This window comes from Streptomyces sp. NPDC044063 (assembly GCF_056434285.1).
Genome location: NZ_JBWKFM010000001.1, coordinates 412,830 through 432,075 on the forward strand (window position 1 = coordinate 412,830; position 19,246 = coordinate 432,075).

The following is a 19,246-nucleotide window of genomic DNA, read 5'->3' on the forward strand; positions in this document are numbered from 1 at the left end:
TTGCGGCGGTTTCCCACTGGTGGCATATGAACTCACCGAATGACTGGTCGCTCGCATCGAAGATTGCATATCGAGGTGCCATGACTTGCTTGACTTTCCGTGTGTGTCGACACCGCCCTCTTCGGGGCCGGTGTTTCGCGCGCAGTTGTTCTCGATGACGCTCGAGCTCACGGCTCGGCGGTCCCGGCGGTGATCGCGTCGAGTACTTCGTCCACGTGTTCCTTGTGCGTGCGATGCGCGAGCACGCAGATGCGGATCAGCTGCCGTCCCCCGATGGTGGTGCTGTGCACCATCGCACGGCCGTCGGAGTTGATCCTGTCGAGGAGCTGCCGGGTGGCGGCCTCGGCATCACGTCGTGCCGTCTCCCCGGGATGCCTCGGCCGGACCGCGAAGGCGACAGCGGTCAACTCGGGCTGCCAGGGGACATCGAGACACTGAATGGCACTCAGCCTGCTGTGGATGTGCTCCGCGAGGTCGAGCTTTTCGTCGAGCGCGTCGCGAAAGGCGGACAGCCCATGGAGGTGCAGCGGGAGCCATACCCTCACCCCCCGGTTCTCCCTGCTCAGCTCGATTCCCCGTTGCGCGTAGTCCGGAAGGGTGTCGGACGCGCCGACGTCCTGCAGGGCGGGGGCGGAACCTTCGTGCGCGGCATGCAGGCGGGCCGGTTCCCGGACGACGAGGGCACCGGTGCCGAACGGCAGGAACAGGGCTTTGTGGGGATCCAGGGTCACGGAGTCCGCCCGCTCGATGCCCGCCGTGCGCTCGCGGCCGCGTGCGGTGAGCCGGAAGAAGCCCCCGTAGGCCGCGTCCACGTGGAACCAGAGATCTTCGCGATCAGCCAGGTCGCCCGCCTCCGTCAGCGGATCGATGGCCCCGGTGTCCGTGGTTCCCGCTGTCGCGACCAGCAGGAACGGACGCAATCCCGCACGGCGGTCGGCACGTATCCGTTCGGCGGCCACGCCGAGGTCCATCGTCAGGTTTTCGGTGACCGGTATGACGCGAACGTTCTGCTGCCGGATCCCGGCGATACGGGCAGCCTTCGCGACGGAGTAGTGCGCCTGTTCGCTGACGTAGAGGGTGCCCCGCCCGATGTCCTCTCCCAGTCGGTCATGACGGGCCGTCACCACGGCGGAGAGGTTGGCCATGGACCCGCCGGTGGTGAGGATTCCCGAACTGCCGGGCGGAAGCCCGCACACGTCCTGGGCCATCCAGCGCAGGACACCTTCCTCCATGGCGGTCAGGGCGGGTGCCGCGGCGGCGAGGGTGCCGTAGCGGTTGAGGGCCCTGGTGAAGAACTCGGCGAGTGCCGACGAATAGAGTCCGCCCCCGGGTAACACGGCCATCAACCGCGGACCGGCGGATTCGATGGCGCTCTCGGCAGCTGCCCCGAGCCGGTCCATGAGCGACTCGAAGGGGGCACCGTTCTCCGGCGGCCCGGACAGGAAGGAGGCCGTCAGTTGCTCCTCGACCTCGGGAGCGGTCATGTCGTGCGTCGGCCGTCGGTCCAGTGCCGTGAGGAAGGTGGCGACCTGTTGTGTCACCAGGTTCGCCATGTCGACCATCGTGTCTCGGTCGGGTTCCAGCGGCGAGGCGCGATGGATGTTCATGACACATAGGATCACTCACATCTCACACGATGTGACGGTGACTCCGCTCACCATCATGGGGCAGTGCTTCCGGTGGCCGACCGGTCACCAGGTGACCGGGAGCGCCTCGACGCCGTAGACCGTCGAGCCCTGGCGGAAGCGGAGGTCGGCTTCGGGGACGGCGAGCCGGAGGGTGGGGAAGCGGCGGAGCAGGGCCGGCAGGGCGGTCCTCAGTTCCAGTCGGGCCAGTTGCTGGCCCAGGCACTGGTGGGCGCCGAAGCCGAAGGACAGCTGGGCGACCGGGCGGCGGCGGAGGTCGAGGTCGTCGGGTCGCTCGGGGACGAGGTCGGAGTCTCGGTTCGCGGTCAGGGGAGAGAGCAGTACGTGCTCGCCCGCGGCGATCCTGTTGCCGTTGAGGTCGATATCGGCCATGGCCGTGCGCAGGAGTGGTGCGGGGATGGCGAGATGGCGCAGGAGTTCCTCCACGGCTGTGTCGGTGACCGTGGGGTCGTCACGGAGGGCGGCGAGTTGGTCCGGATCGCGGAGCAGGGCCAGCACGCTCAGGGCAAGCATGGTCGCCGTGGTCTCGTGTCCCCCGACGAGGAGGGTGGTTCCGAATCCGATGAGTTCGTCGTCGGTGAGCTCCGTGCCGTGCTGCCGCACCACCGTGCCCAGCACCCCGTCCCCGGGGGTGGCCCGGTTGCGGGCGACGATGTCCGCCATGGCCGCGTTCAGTTCGGCCGAGGCGGCCAGCAGACGGTCGGCGTCGGTCGTCCCGTCCATGATCACCTGGGAACAGCGCTGGAACATGGACCGTGTCCCGTACGGGACGTCGAGCAGTTCGCAGATCGCCAGTGAGGGGATGGGCAGGGCGAACGCCTCGACCAGGTCGACCACGGGCCCGTGTTCCGCCATCGCGTCGAGGTGGTCGGAGACTGTCGCCTCCAACGCGGGCCGCAGTCGCTCGACCTGACGCACGGTGAAGCTGCCGGTGAGCATGCGGCGGAGGCGGGTGTGCTCCGGACCGCTGTAGGCGGGCAGGAAGCCGGGGTGGTTGTACAGGGTGCGCGGCAGGGTGGGGTCGATGCCGTTGCCCGTCACCAGGCGCTGGTCCGCGAAGGCGGCCCGGACGTCGGCGTATCTGGTGAGGACGACGGCGTCGATCTCGCCGCGCACCGGGTGGACGACGCGCAGCCGCGGCAGACCGTCCTCCTCACGCATGCGGAGGAGGTCCGGCGACGGGTCGAACGGGCAGGTGCGGTCCCGCTCGGAGGCTACGAAGGACGCTGAGCGGTGATCGGGCATGGTGCGTGCTCCTCAGCTGTGTCGATAGCTGTGTCGAACTTGGGAACGCCGTCTTGTGGCGATGGCGGGCGCCGGCCTACACGCGGTAGCGGGTGGAGGCGTGGTGCCAGTCGTGGGCGCCGCGGATGGTGGTTTGCAGAGCCTCCGTGCAGTAGCGCCGCAGCAGGTCGCGTTCGGCCCGGTCGAGATGGCTCGTCGCTGTCGCGCCGAGAAGGACGCGCTGGGCGCTGATGAACAGTTCCAGGGCTTCGCTCTGGCGGCGGAGGACCCTTCGTGTCGCTTCCGGCCGGGAGAGTCCGTGTGTGCGTTCCAGGCAGAGCACGAGGTTGTTCCGCTCTCCCAGTGCCGCGTCCTTCTCCAGGGAGACGATGTCGTTGTCGCAGATGATGAACGTCTTCGTCATCTCGCGCATGACCGACAGGTGCGGCAGCGCGTACAGGTGGTCCGGGAGGACGCACGAGGACAGACGCTCGGCGAGGTCGATGACCGGTGCCACACCTATGGTGTGGCGCCGGACGCGCAGATATGTGCCAAGGGACATGGGGGTGTCGGCCTGCCGGCTGCGCGCCTCGTGGACGTGGTGGTCGAGGTAGCAGGACCAGTGGGCCGCCGATCGTCGGATCCATTCCTCGGGCATGTCCTGGCAGCTGCGGCGTCGCATGTCGGCGAAGGCACTGGCCAACGGCAACGGGGGTGCCTCGCCGGTGGTGCCCTCTTTGACCAGTTCGACGAGGTGGTGGACCCGCTCGGGCGATCGGCCCCACTGTTCGTCGAGTGCGTCGTCGAACAGGAAGTACCAGCTCTGCTGGTCGACTCCGAGGTCCAGTTCGCTTCCGGTCGCGTTCGGGTAGAACATGGCCGCGATCAGCGGGAACTGTCCCTTGAGGTGGTGGGCCTCCGCTGCTTCCGAGGAGAGGAAGCCGAAGGACTTCGGCCAGGCGAGGTGGCGGTCGTGGGCGGCTCGGAAGTCCGGGCTGATCCGGCGGGGGAAGGGGATGGGGACCGGAGTCGGGGGAGCGTGGTCGTCCTCGGCCAGGGAACCGACCTCGGGCGCGGAAGGCTTTGTGCTCGATGCCATGGTGTGGCGCACCTCCAGGAGCGGGGCCGGTTCAGCCGGTCGGCCAGCGTGAGACGCGCATGGGCAGCGCGTTGGGCCGGATCAGCGCGTGGACCACCGGCCGGACCCGGTGCCCCTCGACCGGCCGCGGTCGCCACCGCGAGACGATCGAGCGGAGGACGACCAGCATCTCGGTCATCGCGAAGTGGTCCCCGATGCACTTCCGGTTGCCGAGGGCGAACGGAACGTAGGCTCCGGGTGGAAGATCCTTCTCGGCGCGGCTGAGCCACCGGTCCGGGTCGAACCGCAGGGGATCCGGGAAGTAGGCCGGGTCCCGGTGCATCGTCACCGCGCTGTAGATCAGCTCGGCCCCCTGCGGGATCTCGACGCCGAAGATCCGCACCGGCTCCAGGGCACGCCGCATGAGCAGCCAGTTGGGCTGGTGGAGGCGGAGCACCTCCCGGAGGAATCGGTCGGTGAAAGGAAGCGTCGCCGCGCCGGGCAGTGCTCCGACGGGCAGCGCATCACACTCGGCTTTGATCCGTTCGGTGATCTCCGGTCGTCGGCCCAGTTCGTGCAGCGCCCAGGACAAGGTGGTCGACGTGGTTTCGGCGCCGGCCATGAGCATGGACAGCAGCTCGTCGCGGGCCTCCACGTCGGTCATCCCCCGCGGATTCCCGGGGGTGCCGGCGAACATGATCGACAGCAGATCGCCGCGGTCGGCAGGTTCCTGCCGAGCCTGCCGCACGGCGGTGTCGGCGAGTTCGCGCAGTGCCGCGGCCGCGGACAGGAACCCGCGGTGCCCCAGCGCGGGCGAGGACGCGATCGGCTCGGGCAGGACGGTGCCCACGAAGACCCCGCGCATCACCGTGGTCAGGTGCTCGGAGACCCGTTCCCCCAGCTCGGCCACGGCGGCGGCGCCGTCCGGGCGTTCGGTGCTGAACAGGGTCGCGACGAGCATGACCGTCATCATCCGGCGCATCACCAGATCCATGGCGATCACCTCGCCCGGGTTCCAGGACGACACCTGTTCCTCGGCGATGTCCGTCATCGTGCCGACGCACGCGGCGATGCTGTCACGGTGAAAAGCCGGCTGAAGAGCGCGCCGTTGACGCCGGTGGACATCCCGCTCGGAGGTGATGATGCCGTTCCCGATGAAAGGCCGCGCGATGTCGAACAGCAGCCCTTTGCCGAACTTCCTGCTCTCCGTCACAAGAACGGCGTGTACGGCCTCCGGTGAGTTCAGGACGAACACCGGCCGATTCCCCAGGAATATCCTGACGATGTCGCCCTGCGCCCTGACCGATTGCAGGAAGCCCACCCGCTTGACGGCCAACTGCGGAAGGTGGCCGAGTAGGGGAAAGCGGCCCGATGCGACGGGGGCCGCCACGGGAGCGGTGATGGAACGCACAGCCCTGCACCTCCCTGAAGTGTGAGAACGAAAAGTTGCTCGCCTCTGGAAAGTTCTCTCGCGCGCGGCGCACCGTGATCATTGTCCGCCACCTTCGGAGAGGTCAAGGGCCCGGCTGAAAATGCTCGGCGGAGAGATCTTGAGCCGAGGGATGTGAATTCCTTCGGAAGTACCGGCTTCTCCGGCGGGCCCACGCGGAGCTGCTGGACCGATGGGAGCCGCTGGAGGGCGACCGGGACGGGCGAGCCGCGCTCGATGGTCCTGCGCGGCCGTCATCTGTGCACCGGCTTCCTGGCGCGCAGCGGGAGCGGTGGATCTGGTCGAGGACGCCCGAGAACGCACAGATGATCCGAACGAATCGGCCTCAATGGATGCGGTGAAGTGTGCCGCCGACCCTCCGTTGTTCGGGTTGGGCGAAGGCTCGGATGCCGAGTCTCGGGCATCGAGCGGGGATCAGCGCTCTACTCCGCCGGATCGCTCAGCGCCCGATCGTGGAGGGGTGGGTGGCCTCCTGGGCCGCCTCTCAGGAGTCGACGACTGCCGGCTCGGGTCGGCGGCGTACGGCTTCCCGGGCTCGTTCCCGTAGCCCGCCGGGCGGGCGGTGATATGCCGGGAGGCGATGGAGGTACCGGCCGCGAAGCGCAGCGGCGGCCCGAAGGTCGGGCCGCCAGGGAGCCGGTGAAGAAACTCTGACTCAGGTCACCAACGGGGAGGCGTGTCAAGCAGGTTGGTGATGAGCTTGCGCAGCCGCCCTTCGATCACCGGCTGCACGCCATGTACGAGCTGCGCGCCGTAGACCACAGCGGTCCCGGCGGGCGGTGCGCTGGTCCAGCGGGTGCGGGGGAGGCGCTGTAGCGCGGCCAGGGCCTCGGGTGGCGCGTGGTGCGAGATCTCGCGGGCGAACCGGGTGCCCGGCAGGAAGCCGCTGCCCGGTTCGGCGGTGCGGTCGGTCCACAGGGCTTCGGAGGAGGAGGTGTCGACGAAGAACTCTCCGCCGTGCTCCGCCTCCTGGAGGTGGAAGGCCACCCGCGCGACCCGTTGTGGCCGCGCGTAGGGGTCGTCCACGCCATGTAGGTGCGGCGCTATCTCGTCCCCGGGGCCGAGGTCGTGGTAGTCCCACGGCGTGGCACCGGCGATGGAGGGGAAGACCCGTCGGATGGCAGGCAGGGCCCGTTCGACGGCGTCGTCGAGGATGTCCTGCACTTCCTCGGGTGGCGTCATGCCATCGCTGGGTCGCGTGGGAACCCATCCCGTCGCGTCGAGGTGCTCGTCCAGCGTCTTGATGACGTGGGAGGTCTCGTCCGGGGTGAGGAACCCCTCGATGGTGTGCACGGCCAGCGTTTCGGTCATGTGGATCACGTCGTGACTCACACCTCTCGCGGTGGTCGGAGTGGAGCGTTCCGTCGCTGTGCATTCCAGTGGGCGCGGGGCGGGGAGACAAGCACCGGGGAACACCCCGCGGAAGCGCGGGGGCGCATGCGCGGGCGTGTTGAGGGGCGCGTCGGAGCGTTCCGCGGCACGTTCGTACTGCAAGGACCCGCCGGTGTGCTTGCCGGTCGCCCCGGACGCCGCCGCCGCTGCCTGCGCGACCACCGGTCGTCGGCCAGGTTGTGGAGTGACGAGTAGGTGAGGGCCTTGCCGAGCCAGGTGGGACGGGTGCTTCGTCCGGCCGGGCACGGCTCACTCGGTGTCGGTGGTCCGGTGGGTGCCGAGGTCCGGGAAGAGGGCCGCGGCCACGTGCCGGGTGTCGGCGTATTCGATGACGGAGGTGATCTTTCCGTCGCGGACGGTATAGATGCCGATGCAGCGGTTGTCGTACATGCCGCCGTGGACGGTCTCGGCCCTCGAGGTCCATTCGGCGACCACGCGGTCGCCTTCGGCGATCGTGCTGACCAGTTCGACCTCCATGCTGCCGGGGACGAGGAGCGGTCCCATGCCGCCCAGGAAGTCGTTGATGATCGCGTCGCGGCCGCGCCACACCGTGGAGATGGGCAGGTCGCCCGGGTAGTGCCAGGTCGCGTCCTCGGCGAAGCTGTCGTGGATGACGTCGGCGTCGCCGTCGCGGACGGCCTCGACGTAGCGGATGACGATGGTCCTGGGGTCGGTGCCGGTCATGGTCGCACTCCTTCGGTGGTGGGTGTTTCCCGGTCGTTCGGCCTGGTGCGGCGCTCGGGAACATCTGACCGTGCGGGGTCGTGGCCCGGCCAACAACGAATCCACCTGGCCGACAACGAGCGGCTGTCGCATAGGGTCAGCGGCATGGATCTTGACCTTGCCCAGGTCCGCGCGTTCGCCACGACCGCCGGGACGCTGCACTTCGGCCGGGCCGCCGAGGAGCTGAACACCAGCCAGCAGGCGCTGTCCAAGCGCATCGCGCGCCTGGAGGAGCTGCTGGCCGTCCGTCTGTTCGAGCGCGAGGGTGGCGTCAGGCTGACCGACGCGGGCGAGCGGTTCCTGCCGGCCGCCCGCGAGGCGCTCGCGGCGGGCGAGCGCGCGCTCGCGGCGGTCACCGGCGCCGGGCCGGTCGTACGCGTCGACACGTGGGGGCACCTGTACACGCCGCTGCGCACCGTCGCCCAGGCGGTGCGGGAGCTCGGCCCGGTGAGGCTGGAGCCCGGCCCGGGCCGCGACTGGCCCTCGGTCGCCCAAGCACTGCTGCGCGGCGACACCGACCTGGGCTTCGGCCGGGTGCATCCGCTGCCGGGCGGTCGCGGCACGGAACTCACCCAACGGCTCGTGCGGCTGGAACCCGTCGACGCGGTGGTCGGCCCGTCTCACCCGCTGGCCGGCGCCGACGCACTACGCCCGGCCGACCTGCGCGACAGCACCCTGTGGTGCCCGGCCGAACTGACCCGCCTGGACTTCCTCCGCCGCTTCGCCGACGAATTCCGGATCACCCGGCGCCAGGACGGCCCCAACCTGGGGCTGGACCACCTCGCCCAGCACATCCGCACCGACGCCACATGCTTCACCCTCTTCCCCGCCGACGCGCCGCTGCCCGACCACGCCGGTCTGCGCTCCATCCCACTCGTCGAGCCGACCCCGCTGTACGCGTGGTCGCTGGCCTGGCGCGAGTCCTACCGCCACCCGCTGCTCGACACCCTGCTGCGCGGCTTCGCCGAAGCCGGCCGCACCCGGCGCTGGCTGGACTACTCGCCGCAGCGTGACTGGCTCCCCGAGACCGACCACGCGAAACTGGTGGATCGCTCCGAGCCGGGGCTCAGCACGGCTGACAACAGCTCCTGAGGTTCTCGTACGCCCGGAATGTTCCGTGCGGTCACTTCTTCCACGGGGGCGACGGCAGCTCGGCGTGCTTGACGGTGTAGCCGCCCTTGACGACGGGAGCGTAGGGCGCGGGGGCCATGCAGGTGCCGACGGGGAGGTCCTCACCCTTGTCGTCCCGGTTCAGGCCGTTCCAGGAGAAGCCGACCCGGTCACGCTCGCCCTTGCCGCCGTCGTGGACGCTGAAGCCGATCCGCTTGCCCAGCCAGTCCGGCCCACCGGGGCTGACCTTGGTGATGACCGCCGTCAGGGTCGCGGTGTGCGGCGAGGTGACCAGGCAGTCCACCCGGCCCTCGGCGGTGTGGGTGACGTTCCGGTCGGCGAAGTGGTGCGAGACCTTGACCGTGCCCTCGGCGTCGAAGGGCATACCCTGGGGCGCCCGCGGCACGGAGTGGGTGTACGGGGCGCCGTGCGCGTCGAAGCTGAACGAGCGGACGTCCTCGTCCTTCCAGTAGGGGAGCTCGAACGTCGCGCTCCCGGTCACGCTCGCCACCGCGGGTTCGCGCGCCTCATGGTGGGCGGCGGAAGCGGTGGAGACACCGGCCAGAGTGACGGTCACGGCGAGGGCGGCGAGCACGGCAGCGGTCTTGTGGCGGGAGGAAAACACCTTGGCTCCTGGGGAGTTGTTCGCTGTTTCGACGTGATCCATCCTGGCCGCCGTGTCGCTTCCGATCATCACCCGCGAGAACGGACCCGCCTCCGCCGCACGGGCGAGCCCGCCCTCCACCTCCAGGTCGACCGGCCGGCAGCCGCGATCAGGTGACCACGGCCGGACGGGCCGGGAACCGCCAGGCCGGGGTTAGGGTGACAAGGAGAGGCCGATCCCGAGGGGATGGGTCGGACACGACGGGGGGCTTACGTTGGATCGTCTGCTGCCCTCGGCGTTACGCGTACGGCTCGGGCTGATCGCCGTCCTCGCCGCGCTGGTGGTCGTCGTGCTCGGGGTCCTGTACGCCGGCCACAGCGAGCCCGGGCGCGTGGACGCGTGGATCGTCCGGCCGACGGCGGACAGTGTGCGGCCGCCGTGGCGGGACGTCGCTCTGGCCATGGACTTCCTGGGGGAGCCCGGGGGAGCGGCGATGCTGGTCGTGGCCGCTGTGACGGGCTGTCTGCTGCTGCGGTTTCCTCGCGCGGCGGTGTTCGTCGTCGCGGGGGTCGGCATCGCCGTGGGGACGGCGACGCTGATCAAGTTCGTGGCGGGACGCACCATCCACGGCGACAACCTGTCCTACCCGAGTGGGCACACCGCCTTCCTCACCGCGCTCGCCCTCGTGGTGGCGCTGCTCGTGACCGGCCGGCTCGGCCTCGGCAGGACGGCCGGCACGCTGCTCGTGCTCGCCGCGGCGCTGGTCGCCGGCGCCGCCATGGGCTGGGCGGAGGTCGCCCTGGGCGCGCACTACCCGACCGACGCCCTGGGTGGCTGCTGCACCGCGCTGGCGGTGGTGCCGGCGACCGCCTGGCTGGTCGATCGGGTGGCCGACGCCGTTCCGCAGGAGCAGCGCTGACGTCACGTCATGTCACGCCAAGCGGCGGAACACCGGCTTCACCGGCCGCCCGGACAGCCAGGGTGTGGGGTCACCGGCGTCCAGCGCCTTCCGGTACACCGCACACGCCTGGGCCACCACTTCGACGGTGCGGTCGATGTCGGCGTCGTCGAGCGCGCTGCTCACCACGAACGACGGCGCCAGCACTCCGCCCGCGAGGAGCCGGCGCAGGAACAGGGTGCGGTATCGCTGCGACGGCTGTCCGTTCTCGTCGAGGGTGGCGAAGATCAGGTTGCTGGCCCGGCCCCGCACGACGACGTGGTCGCCTACGCCCATGCCGGCCGCGACCTCGCGGACACCGGCGGCCAGCCGCTCGCCGAGGGCGTGCAGCCGCGCGGTGACGCCCTCCTCGACGTAGGTGCTCTGCACGGCCATCGCCGCCGCCAGGGAGTGCGTTTCCGCGCCGTGCGTGGTGGACAGCAGGAACACGCGGTCGCCGGAGTGACGCAGCCCGCCGCGCTCCATCAGGTCGCGGCGCCCGGCCAGCGCGGAGACGGCGAACCCGTTGCCCAGCGCCTTGCCGAAGGTGGAGAGATCGGGGACGACGCCGTACAGGCCCTGGGCGCCCGCCTCGGACCAGCGGAAGCCGGTGATCATCTCGTCGAAGATCAGTACACAGCCGTGCCGGTCGGCCAGCTCGCGCAGGCCGGCGAGGTACCCGGGCGGCGGCTCGGTGTGGCCGGCCGGTTCGAGGATCAGGCAGGCGACCTCGTCCTCGTAACGGGTGAGCAGCTCCTCTGCGGCGGCCAGGTCCCCGTAGGGGAACGTCACGGTGAGCTCGGTGGTCGCCGCCGGAATGCCGGCGGACATCGGCGTGGTGCCGATGAACCAGTCGTCGACGGAGAAGAACGGATGGTCGCCGCAGATGGCCACCCGCGGGCGCCCGGTGACGGCACGGGCGAGACGCACCGCGGCGGTGGTGGCGTCGGAGCCGTTCTTGGTGAACTTCACCATCTCGGCGGTCGGCACCGTGGCCAGGAAGCGTTCCGCGGCCTCGACCTCCACGATGGACGGCCGGACGAAGTTGCTGCCGCGGTCGAGTTCCCGCCGCACCGCCTCGATCACGCGTGGGTGGGCGTGGCCGAGGCTGACCGACCGCAGGCCGGACCCGTACTCGATGTAGCGGTTGCCGTCGACGTCCCACACATGGGCACCGCGGCCGTGGCTGATGACCGGCGCCAGGTCCTCGGGATACTGGTCGTCGCCCTTGGCGTAGGTGTGCGCGCCACCGGGGACCAGGGCGTGCAGCCGCTCGTTGGCCTGCCGCGAAAGAGGTAGAGCGAACTCTTCAGTGCCTTCGGTGTTCACGTCGACCTCACCTCTCCTCGTGCTTCAGGACCTCGGCGAGGCTCGGCGCCTCCCGGTCCCGCTGGGACATCGAAGTGACCGGCAGCGGCCACGGGATCGCCAGCTCCGGGTCGTCGAAGGCGATCGTCACGTCCTCGCTGGGGTCGTGCGGGCGGTCGATCCGGTACGAGGTGTCGGCGGTCTCGGTCAGCGCCTGGAAGCCGTGCGCGCACCCCGCCGGGATGTACAGGGTCGCCTGCGTCTCGCCGGACAGCTCGAAGAAGGCCCGGCCCAGGTACGTCGGCGAGTCCGGCCGCAGGTCCACGACGACGTCGAAGATCCTGCCGTACGAGCACCGCACCAGCTTGGCCTCGCCGGCGCCGGAGCGCAGATGCATTCCGCGCAGCACGCCCCGGACCGAGCGGGACACGCTGTCCTGGAGGAAGGCGTTCGGGTCGAGGCCCACCGAGCGGATCACGTCGGCGTCGAAGGTGCGGCAGAAGAAGCCGCGCTCGTCGGCGTGCGGGGTCGGCTCGAAGAGGTATGCGCCGGAGATCTCCGGGACTTCGGTCGCTTTCATCGGGTTGCCTCCTGACGGGCGGTCGACGTGAACAGGGATCTCGTCAAGGCGGCGAACTGCTGGGCGAGTTGTCGCGCGGCGTCCTCGTTCCGCTCGGCGAGGGTCCGCCGCAACTGCTCCGATCGTTTCTCCAACTCCCGGAACAGCTCCAGCAGCCGGTCGGCTTCGACCTCGCGGGCCGGGTGGCAGTACGCGCCCAGCCCCATCCGATCCATGAGCGCGTCGCTCTTCGCCGCATAGCTGATCGCGAGCGTCGGTGTCCCGACCTTCAGCGCGCAGACCAGGTTGTGGTAGCGGGTCGCCACCACGGCGTCGGCAGCCGCCGCCTCCTGCATCAGGTCGGCCAGCGAGGCCGTCTCGGCGGCGGTGACCAGCGGCGAATCCACCGCATCGAGGATCGCGGCGACCACCGGCGCGTCGCACGCGTCGCCGGTGAGCAGCCGGACCTGTCTGCCCTCCTCGACCAGCGCACGCACGAAACGGGTCGTCCCTTCGAGGTAGCGCCGGTGGATCTCCTCGGCCCGGGCCCGGTCGTCGTTGCCGCCGTGGAAGTCCATGACGCCGACGCAGACCCGGCCACCCGTCGGGACGGGCGGCGGCGCCGGCAGGGCGAACGCGAGGTCCGGGTAGACCTCGTCGCGCGCGGTGGCCACGCCCATCGCCCGCATCGCGTCGCGGGACAGGGTGTCCCGGTACGAGCGGTACGAGGCCAGCCGCGCCGACCAGCGCACCAGGGCCCGGGTCGGCCGGTCGCCGATCGGGGCGGCGCCGACGCCGACCAGCGCGACCCGGACGCCCAGCAGCCGGCCGGTCGCGCAGAGCAGGAACAGCGAGTACGGGAAGCCCCACGGCCGCAGCGGCAGCGTGGCCTCCAGGACGCCCATGCCCGGCACGATCACCACGTCGTGCCGGCGCACCCAGGCGGCGGTGCGGACGACGTCGACGAGTTTGCCCAGACCCTTCCCCGCGATCGCGCCCGCGCGTGACGCGGTCCGGTACTCCCCGCGGTACCAGTGCAGCCGCGTCGCGGGAATCCCGTACCGGCTCGCGACGACCTCGGGTCCGCCGCACAGCGCGTCCACGACCGCCTCCGGGTGCTCGGCGCGGAGGTGGCCGAGAACGGCTTCCAACGACCCGTCGTTGCCGAGGTTGCCGGAGCCGAGCAGGCCGAACACCCCCACCCGTAACGACGTCACCTCTGCCGCCCCTCGCGTCCTGCGACGAGGGCGTCGACGGAGACCGTGAGCCGGGCGGGGTCGACCGGGGCGCGGTCCTCGACCCGCTCGCCGGCGCCCGGCCGGGACCGGCTCGCCATCCACGCGGCCAGGTGGCGGTAGCACGCGCGCCGGTCGGCCGCGGACAACGGCGCCCGCTGGACGGCCGAGACGAAGCCCCAGACGTACTCGGCGAGCAGCCGGGGCGTCGGGTGCAGGGGGCCGGCCCGGCGCGGGTCCAGGTTGACGCACCGGGACCGCTTGGAGGGGTTCGCCCGCTCGGCGCGGGTGGGGTGGTCGCGGCGGAAGTACAGCAGCTCCGGCACCTGGTGGAAGGGTCCGTTGAGGCCGATCTCGGCGACGAACGTGCGGTCCGCGTGGTGGTAGCTGTCGTGCGGCTTCACCCTGCGCAGCACGTCGGCCCGCATCACCCCGTAGAAGTCGTCGCCGCCGGGCTCGAACAGCATGCTGCGGAAGCGTTCCGGCGCGTGCGGGGAGGCGGTGGCGAGCGTGTACTCGTACGGGACCTTCACCTTGCCGTCGCCGTCGATGACCGCCTGGTCGGCGTGCGCGAGGATCACGTCCGGCCGCTCGTCCAGCGCCTCCACGCAGCGCCGCAGCAGGTCGCGGGCGTACAGGTCGTCGTGCGAGGCCCACTTGAACAGCTCGCCGCGGCACTGGGTGAAGACATAGTTGTGGTTGGGCGCGGCGCCGATGTTCCTGGGCAGCCGGATGTAGCGGATGCGCGAGTCCCGCGCGGCGTACTCGCGGCAGATGTCCTGGGTCCCGTCGGTGGAGGCGTTGTCGGAGATGACCAGCTCGAAGTCGTCGTAGGTCTGGCCGAGCAGGGCGTCGAGCGACTCGGCCAGGTACTCCTCGCCGTTGTACACGGGCAGGCCGATGCTCAGCCGGGGTTGGGCGGTCACGGTGTCCTCACTTCGGGGATGGGGGTGTGGTGGCGCTCGTGCAGGGCGGACCGCAGCTGGAGCCACCACACGGCCGAGCTGCTCAATGTGGCGGCGGCGACGCCCCAGGCGGAGCCGACCGTGCCGGCCAGGACCGCCCCGCCGAGGCCGCCGCCGACATAGAAGGTGGAGGCGATCAGCTGGCAGCGCAGGCTGCGCCGGGCCGCGGCGAGCGCGCGCAGCCCGGCCGCCGCGCCGGTGCCCAGGCTCGCGCCGGCGACGCCGAGCGTGGCCGGCACGATGAGCTCCGACGCCGAGTGCCAGACGCTGCCGAGCACGAGCTCCCCGTACCGGTCCGGGACCAGCAGCAGAGCCGCGCCCCAGAGCAGCGCGGCGGCGGCCTGCCCGCCGCCGAGCAGGAGGCAGAACGCGCGCAGCCGGTGCGGGGCCCGCCGCAGCACCCGTGCCGCCTCCGCGACGGTGACCAGCGAAAGGCCCATGAGTACGGCGAGGAACGGGCCGAGCAGGAGCTCGGCGCCCCGGACCACACCGACCGCGCCGACTCCGACGATCGCGCCGAGCCCGTACGCCCGCAGCTGGCCCGCGCCGCTGACACCGACGTTCTCGACGAGGTACCGGTAGCCGAGGTCGCGGTGCTCGCGAAGCCACTGGCGGGCTCCGGTGGGCCGGGGCCGGATGCCGGACTGGAGGTGGCCGTAGCCCGCGGCGACCGCGGCGGACGCGCCCCAGGCGAGCACGAAGGCGGCCACGCTGCCCACGCGGGCCGCCACCACCATGGCCGGGACGAGCGCGACGCCCATCACGAGGTCGTTGACGAACGCCTTGCGCCCGGCGCCCGCGGCGAAGAACGAGAACCGCCAGGCGTCCTGCAGCAGCAGTCCCGGCAGCATGACGCCGAGGCAGGCGAACGCGGGCCCCACATGGCCGCCGAGAACCGGGCCGATCACCAGGCACGCCGCGCCGGTGGCGGCGCCGACGCCGAGCGCGGCGCCCGAGGACCGGGCCACCGCCCCGCGCCAGGAGGCGTCCGGCACGCCGCTGAAGCGCACCATGAGCGGGTCGGTGGCCAGCCCGCGGGAGACGCTGAGCACCACGCCGTAGGTCACCCAGGCCAGGCTGAACACGCCGAACGCGGCCAGCCCGAGCGAGCGTGCCACGTAGATGCCCACCGCGAAGTTGGTCATGCTGGAGGCCGCCTGGTCGGCCAGTCCCCAGGACAGCCGGCCGGCCATGGCGCGTTTGGAGGCCCCGGCCGGTGTCGTCGACTTCTCCTTCTCGGTGGTCATCGGCGTCACGCCTTGATCAGCCCGGCGCCCCGCAGGGCGTCGGCCGCGCCGGCGACGGTGTCGAACGGCAGGCCGGACCGCTCCGCGACGTCCAGCAGCCCGTGCTCGCCGTCGGAGAGGCTGAGCACCCAGAGCATGGCCATCTGCGCCTGCTTGGTGTCGCTGCGGCCACCGAGCGCGTCGTACAACCCGCGCCGGCCGAGCTGAGGCTCGCCGTAAGGGCTGAGGTTGACGTACCGCCGGTTGCGGTCCAGTACGGAGAACGCCTCGCGGCAGACGGCCAGGGTGTCCGCCATCGCCTCCGGGGAGACGAAGTCCAGGTTGTCCGCCGAGGTGTGGTACTCGGGATAGCCGGCGTACGGTGTCCGGCTGAGCGAGCCCACGCCGAGATCGAACCCGGGTGAGCAGAACTGCCGCTCGTCGTAGCCGTACGGAGTGAACTCGACGACGTGGTGCGGGCGTTCGGACGTGGTCAGTACGTGCCGCAACACCCGGTCGATCTCCGCGTCGCCGCGCCTGCTCCGCTTGTACGTCAGCCGGCCCGGGTCGCCGGCGCAGGCCAGCACCAGCCCGTGCTTGACCCGATCGATCCGCTCCGCGTTGCGGGCCAGCCAGGTGATCGCCCCGATGGTGCCGGGCGCGAAGATGAACCGGTAGGTGTAGTACGGCGTCCGCTCGGCCAGGGCCCGGGCCAGGAACGTCGCCACCGCGATGCCGGCCAGGTTGTCGTTGGCCAGCGACGGGTGGCAGACGTGGCAGGAGACGATCACCTCGTCGGCGACCTGTCCGGGGACCACGTGCTCGGCGTAGGTGAGGTGGCCGTCGGCGAGTGTGGAGTCGATGCGCACCTCGTAGTCGCCGTCCGGCAGCGCGTCCAGGGTCTCCTGGGCCAGGCAGAACCCCCAGTCCGGCTTGTAGTAGCTGGTGCGGTACGGCACCCAGGCCGGGTGGTCCGGCAGGGTGTGGAGGTGTCCGCGCAGCTCGGACAGCGGCATGGTCGCCGACACCGGCACGCTGTAGCCGAGTACGTGGAGGCTGGACGCGGCGAGGTCGACGACCCGGTTGCCCGCGGCGTCGGCGATGTAGGCGTCCCGGATGTTCCACTCCTGCGGCACCGTCCAGTCGAGCACCTGGGTCCCGGTCGGCACCTCGTACACCTGCAACGGGATGTACTCGTCGACGATCTCCAGGGTGGCGCGCACACCGTCGCCGGTGATGGACCGGCAGAGCGGATACATCCGCTCCACCAACGCGTGCATCTCCTCGCCGGAGCCGGCCGCGGTCACCGGCGCCACCGCAGGGTGTCGTCGACGGCGCCGGCGTCGGACGCCGCGCGCAGCACGGCCAGCCGGGTGAAGCGCCGCTCGAAGTCCTCGCGGGTCAGCCCGTGTTCGCGGTAGGCGTCGACGAGTTCGAGCGCGCCCCGCTTGACCGTCCACTCGCAGTCGAAGCCGGGTATCGCGGCGCGGAAGCGGGAGAAGTCCACCCGGTACGAGCGCGGATCGGCACCGGTCTCCCCGGTGATGACCACCTTGGCGCCGGACACCGCCTCGGCGACCTGCTCGGCGATCTCGGCGACCGTGACGTTGTTGGTCTCGCTGCCGATGTTGAACGCCCGGTCGTGCACGGCTTCCCGTGGCGCGGTCAGCGCGGCCGTGAAGGCCCGTGCGATGTCGGCGGCGTGCACCAGCGGGCGCCAGGGGGTGCCGTCGGAGAGCACCAGCACCTCGCCGGACAGCAGCGCGTGGCCCACCAGGTTGTTCAGCACGATGTCGGCGCGCAGCCGGGGGGAGTAGCCGAAGGCGGTGGCGTTGCGCATGAACACCGGGCTGAAGTCGCCGTCGGCCAGTGCGTGCAAGTCGTCCTCCACCCGCACCTTGGACTCCGCGTACGGGGTCACCGGGCGCAGCGGGGCGTCCTCGGTCACCAGGTCGCCACCACCGGCGGCACCGTAGACCGAGCAGGTCGACGCGTAGAGGAAGCGCCGCACTCCGGCGTCGCGGGCCAGCCGGGCCAGCCGTACGGACGCATGGTGGTTGATGTCGTAGGTGAGTTCCGGCGCCAGCGATCCCAGCGGGTCGTTGGACAGCGCGGCCAGGTGGATCACGGCGTCCACCCCGGCCACGTGCTCGGCCGTGACGTCGCGCAGGTCCACCCGGTGCCCGGACGGGTCCGCGGGCGGCGGGCCCAGCACGCAGTCGGCGAACAGGCCGGAGTCCAGCCCGACGACCTCGTGCCCGGCGGCCGTGAGGACCGGGGCCATCACGGTGCCCAGGTAGCCCTGGTGTCCGGTCAGCAGTACGCGCAAGGTTCATCCCCCCAGGTTGAGAGTGAGTTTGGTGACGGTGAACGCCTCGGCGTAGCGCGCGTGGCATTCGATGCCGCGGATCCGCGCCAGGCCGAGGAAGGCCTCCCGGTCGTACCAGGGCCGGTGCCGCTGCGAGGGGTAGTGCTCCTGCAGCAGCCGCACCTTCCGTTCGGCGGTCTCCGGCGTCAGCGGCTGGTACGCGGTGGGACGGCCGAGGTCGCCGTCCCACTTGACGATCTCGTAGCCGAGCACGAGGTGGTCGCGGTACGCGGTGGTCATCAGCTTCGCCAGGCCGCGGTGGTCCTGGTGCGCGTCATCGGTGCGCGGGGCGAGGACGAGATCGGGCTCGGTACGCTCGCGCAGCTCCTCGACCGCGGCCTTGGCCTCGTCCCAGTGCGCGGGCAGCCGGCCGTCCGGCAGTTTGAGCACGGTCAGGCGCAGTTCGGCGCCCGGGCAGAAGGCGGCGAGCGCGGCGTGCTCCTCCTGCTCCCGCTCGCCGCCACCGCCGGAGAGCACCAGCGCGTCGACGCGGATGCCCGGCCGGGCGAGGCACGCCGTCAGCAGCGTGCCGCCGGCGCCGATGGCGATGTCGTCGCAGTGCGCGCCGACCGCGACGATCCGGTCCAGGTGCCCGGTGCTGAGCCGGATCACGCGGTCCTCGCCGTGACACCGGTCGCGCCGTCGCGTTCCCACACGGCCCAGGGGCGGTCGCCGCGGGCGTAGGCGGCGTCGAGCGCGGCCCGCTCCTTCACGGTGTCGGTCGGCCTCCAGAAGCCGCGGTGCTGGTGCGCCACCAGCCGGCCTTGCTTGGCCAGCTGGGCGCATCCGTCGGCGACCAGGTCCCCGTTCTCCGGGATGTGGTCGAAGACCTCCTGGCGGAGCACGAAATAGCCGCCGTTCTCCCACAGCGGCAGTTCGCTCACCGGGGTGATGCCCCCCACCAGGCCGTCCTCGCCCAGATCCACGCAGTGGAACGAGGACTGCGGCGGCACCACCATCATCGACGCACCGGCGTCGCGCCGGGCGAACCGGTCGATCATCTCCGGCAGCGGGGCGTCGGTGAGCACGTCGGCGTAGTTGGCGAGGAACATCTCGTCGCCGTCCAGGTGGTGGCGCACCCGGCGCAGCCGCTCCCCGATCGGTGACTCGATGCCGGTCTGCGCGAACGTGATCGTCCAGTCGGCGATGTCGGTGGACAGCAGCTCGGTCCGGCCGTGCCGCAGCACGAAGTCGTTGGACGTCGTCTCCTCGTAATTGAGGAAGAAGTTCTTGATGTGGTGGGCCCCGTATCCGAGGCACAGGATGAACTCCGTGTGCCCGAAGTACGCGTAGTAGCGCATGACGTGCCAGATCAGCGGCCTCGGGCCGACCATCGCCATCGGTTTGGGCAGGTCGTCGGAGGCACCGTCGCGCATGCGCATCCCATAACCGCCGCAGAAAAGTACGACCTTCATGCTGTG

Annotated in this window: 18 protein-coding genes; 2 read left to right on the top strand and 16 right to left on the bottom strand. The window is 71.1% G+C overall.

Annotated features, from left to right (window positions below; all coding sequences use genetic code 11):
- Positions 1-167 precede the first annotated feature (167 nt).
- The 6 genes from AC07BS_RS01855 to AC07BS_RS01880 all read right to left on the bottom strand — a co-directional run bounded on the left by AC07BS_RS01855 (position 168) and on the right by AC07BS_RS01880 (position 7,474).
- Positions 168-1,607: a pyridoxal phosphate-dependent decarboxylase family protein gene (locus AC07BS_RS01855; protein WP_478929419.1), complete on the bottom strand. Its 1,440-nt coding sequence runs from the start codon at positions 1,605-1,607 to the stop codon at positions 168-170.
- 84 nt (positions 1,608-1,691) lie between these two features.
- The gene (locus tag AC07BS_RS01860) at positions 1,692-2,891 is read right to left on the bottom strand and encodes a cytochrome P450 (protein WP_478929421.1); all 1,200 of its coding nucleotides are present in this window, start codon (positions 2,889-2,891) and stop codon (positions 1,692-1,694) included.
- A 76-nt stretch (positions 2,892-2,967) separates the two neighbouring features.
- Entirely contained in the window at positions 2,968-3,969 is a 1,002-nt protein-coding gene (locus AC07BS_RS01865; RefSeq protein WP_478929423.1) for a terpene synthase family protein, read from the bottom strand.
- Positions 3,970-4,000: 31 nt separating this feature from the next.
- Positions 4,001-5,359 (bottom strand): cytochrome P450, encoded by a 1,359-nt coding sequence (locus AC07BS_RS01870; protein ID WP_478929425.1) that lies wholly within the window; start codon positions 5,357-5,359, stop codon positions 4,001-4,003.
- A gap of 699 nt (positions 5,360-6,058) precedes the next feature.
- Positions 6,059-6,709 carry a hypothetical protein gene (locus AC07BS_RS01875; RefSeq protein WP_478929427.1) on the bottom strand — a complete coding sequence of 217 codons (651 nt, stop codon included), beginning with the start codon at positions 6,707-6,709 and terminating at the stop codon, positions 6,059-6,061.
- A 330-nt stretch (positions 6,710-7,039) separates the two neighbouring features.
- On the bottom strand, positions 7,040-7,474 hold the full coding sequence (locus AC07BS_RS01880) for a nuclear transport factor 2 family protein (RefSeq protein ID WP_478929429.1): 435 nt from the start codon (positions 7,472-7,474) through the stop codon (positions 7,040-7,042).
- A 144-nt stretch (positions 7,475-7,618) separates the two neighbouring features.
- Here AC07BS_RS01880 and AC07BS_RS01885 point away from each other — a divergent pair, with 144 nt between their 5' ends.
- A complete protein-coding gene (locus AC07BS_RS01885) occupies positions 7,619-8,605 on the top strand; it encodes a LysR family transcriptional regulator (RefSeq protein ID WP_478929431.1) in 987 nt (328 codons plus the stop codon).
- A gap of 31 nt (positions 8,606-8,636) precedes the next feature.
- Here the strand turns inward: AC07BS_RS01885 and AC07BS_RS01890 are convergent, their stop codons facing one another.
- Positions 8,637-9,248: a hypothetical protein gene (locus AC07BS_RS01890; RefSeq protein WP_478638567.1), complete on the bottom strand. Its 612-nt coding sequence runs from the start codon at positions 9,246-9,248 to the stop codon at positions 8,637-8,639.
- Positions 9,249-9,501: 253 nt separating this feature from the next.
- Here AC07BS_RS01890 and AC07BS_RS01895 point away from each other — a divergent pair, with 253 nt between their 5' ends.
- Positions 9,502-10,146 carry a phosphatase PAP2 family protein gene (locus AC07BS_RS01895; protein WP_478638565.1) on the top strand — a complete coding sequence of 215 codons (645 nt, stop codon included), beginning with the start codon at positions 9,502-9,504 and terminating at the stop codon, positions 10,144-10,146.
- Positions 10,147-10,158: 12 nt separating this feature from the next.
- Here the strand turns inward: AC07BS_RS01895 and AC07BS_RS01900 are convergent, their stop codons facing one another.
- Genes AC07BS_RS01900 through AC07BS_RS01940 form a run of 9 tightly spaced genes read right to left on the bottom strand, consistent with a single transcriptional unit; the run spans position 10,159 to position 19,240 of the window.
- Positions 10,159-11,493, bottom strand: coding sequence for a glutamate-1-semialdehyde 2,1-aminomutase (locus AC07BS_RS01900; RefSeq protein ID WP_478929434.1), 1,335 nt, complete (start codon positions 11,491-11,493; stop codon positions 10,159-10,161).
- A gap of 7 nt (positions 11,494-11,500) precedes the next feature.
- Positions 11,501-12,052 (bottom strand): dTDP-4-dehydrorhamnose 3,5-epimerase family protein, encoded by a 552-nt coding sequence (locus AC07BS_RS01905; protein ID WP_478929436.1) that lies wholly within the window; start codon positions 12,050-12,052, stop codon positions 11,501-11,503.
- Positions 12,049-13,248, bottom strand: coding sequence for a polysaccharide pyruvyl transferase family protein (locus AC07BS_RS01910; protein ID WP_478929438.1), 1,200 nt, complete (start codon positions 13,246-13,248; stop codon positions 12,049-12,051). Before AC07BS_RS01910 ends, AC07BS_RS01905 begins: the two co-directional genes overlap by 4 nt.
- The gene (locus AC07BS_RS01915; RefSeq protein ID WP_478638554.1) at positions 13,245-14,192 is read right to left on the bottom strand and encodes a glycosyltransferase family 2 protein; all 948 of its coding nucleotides are present in this window, start codon (positions 14,190-14,192) and stop codon (positions 13,245-13,247) included. The genes AC07BS_RS01910 and AC07BS_RS01915 overlap by 4 nt, the downstream gene beginning before the upstream one ends.
- Entirely contained in the window at positions 14,189-15,478 is a 1,290-nt protein-coding gene (locus tag AC07BS_RS01920; protein ID WP_478929440.1) for a hypothetical protein, read from the bottom strand. The genes AC07BS_RS01915 and AC07BS_RS01920 overlap by 4 nt, the downstream gene beginning before the upstream one ends.
- A gap of 5 nt (positions 15,479-15,483) precedes the next feature.
- A complete protein-coding gene (locus tag AC07BS_RS01925; RefSeq protein WP_478929442.1) occupies positions 15,484-16,773 on the bottom strand; it encodes a DUF4910 domain-containing protein in 1,290 nt (429 codons plus the stop codon).
- Positions 16,761-17,786: an NAD-dependent epimerase/dehydratase family protein gene (locus AC07BS_RS01930; RefSeq protein WP_478929444.1), complete on the bottom strand. Its 1,026-nt coding sequence runs from the start codon at positions 17,784-17,786 to the stop codon at positions 16,761-16,763. Before AC07BS_RS01930 ends, AC07BS_RS01925 begins: the two co-directional genes overlap by 13 nt.
- A 3-nt stretch (positions 17,787-17,789) precedes the next feature.
- On the bottom strand, positions 17,790-18,437 hold the full coding sequence (locus AC07BS_RS01935) for a PIG-L deacetylase family protein (protein ID WP_478929446.1): 648 nt from the start codon (positions 18,435-18,437) through the stop codon (positions 17,790-17,792).
- On the bottom strand, positions 18,434-19,240 hold the full coding sequence (locus AC07BS_RS01940) for a sugar phosphate nucleotidyltransferase (RefSeq protein ID WP_478638545.1): 807 nt from the start codon (positions 19,238-19,240) through the stop codon (positions 18,434-18,436). The genes AC07BS_RS01935 and AC07BS_RS01940 overlap by 4 nt, the downstream gene beginning before the upstream one ends.
- Between the last annotated feature and the right edge of the window lie 6 nt (positions 19,241-19,246).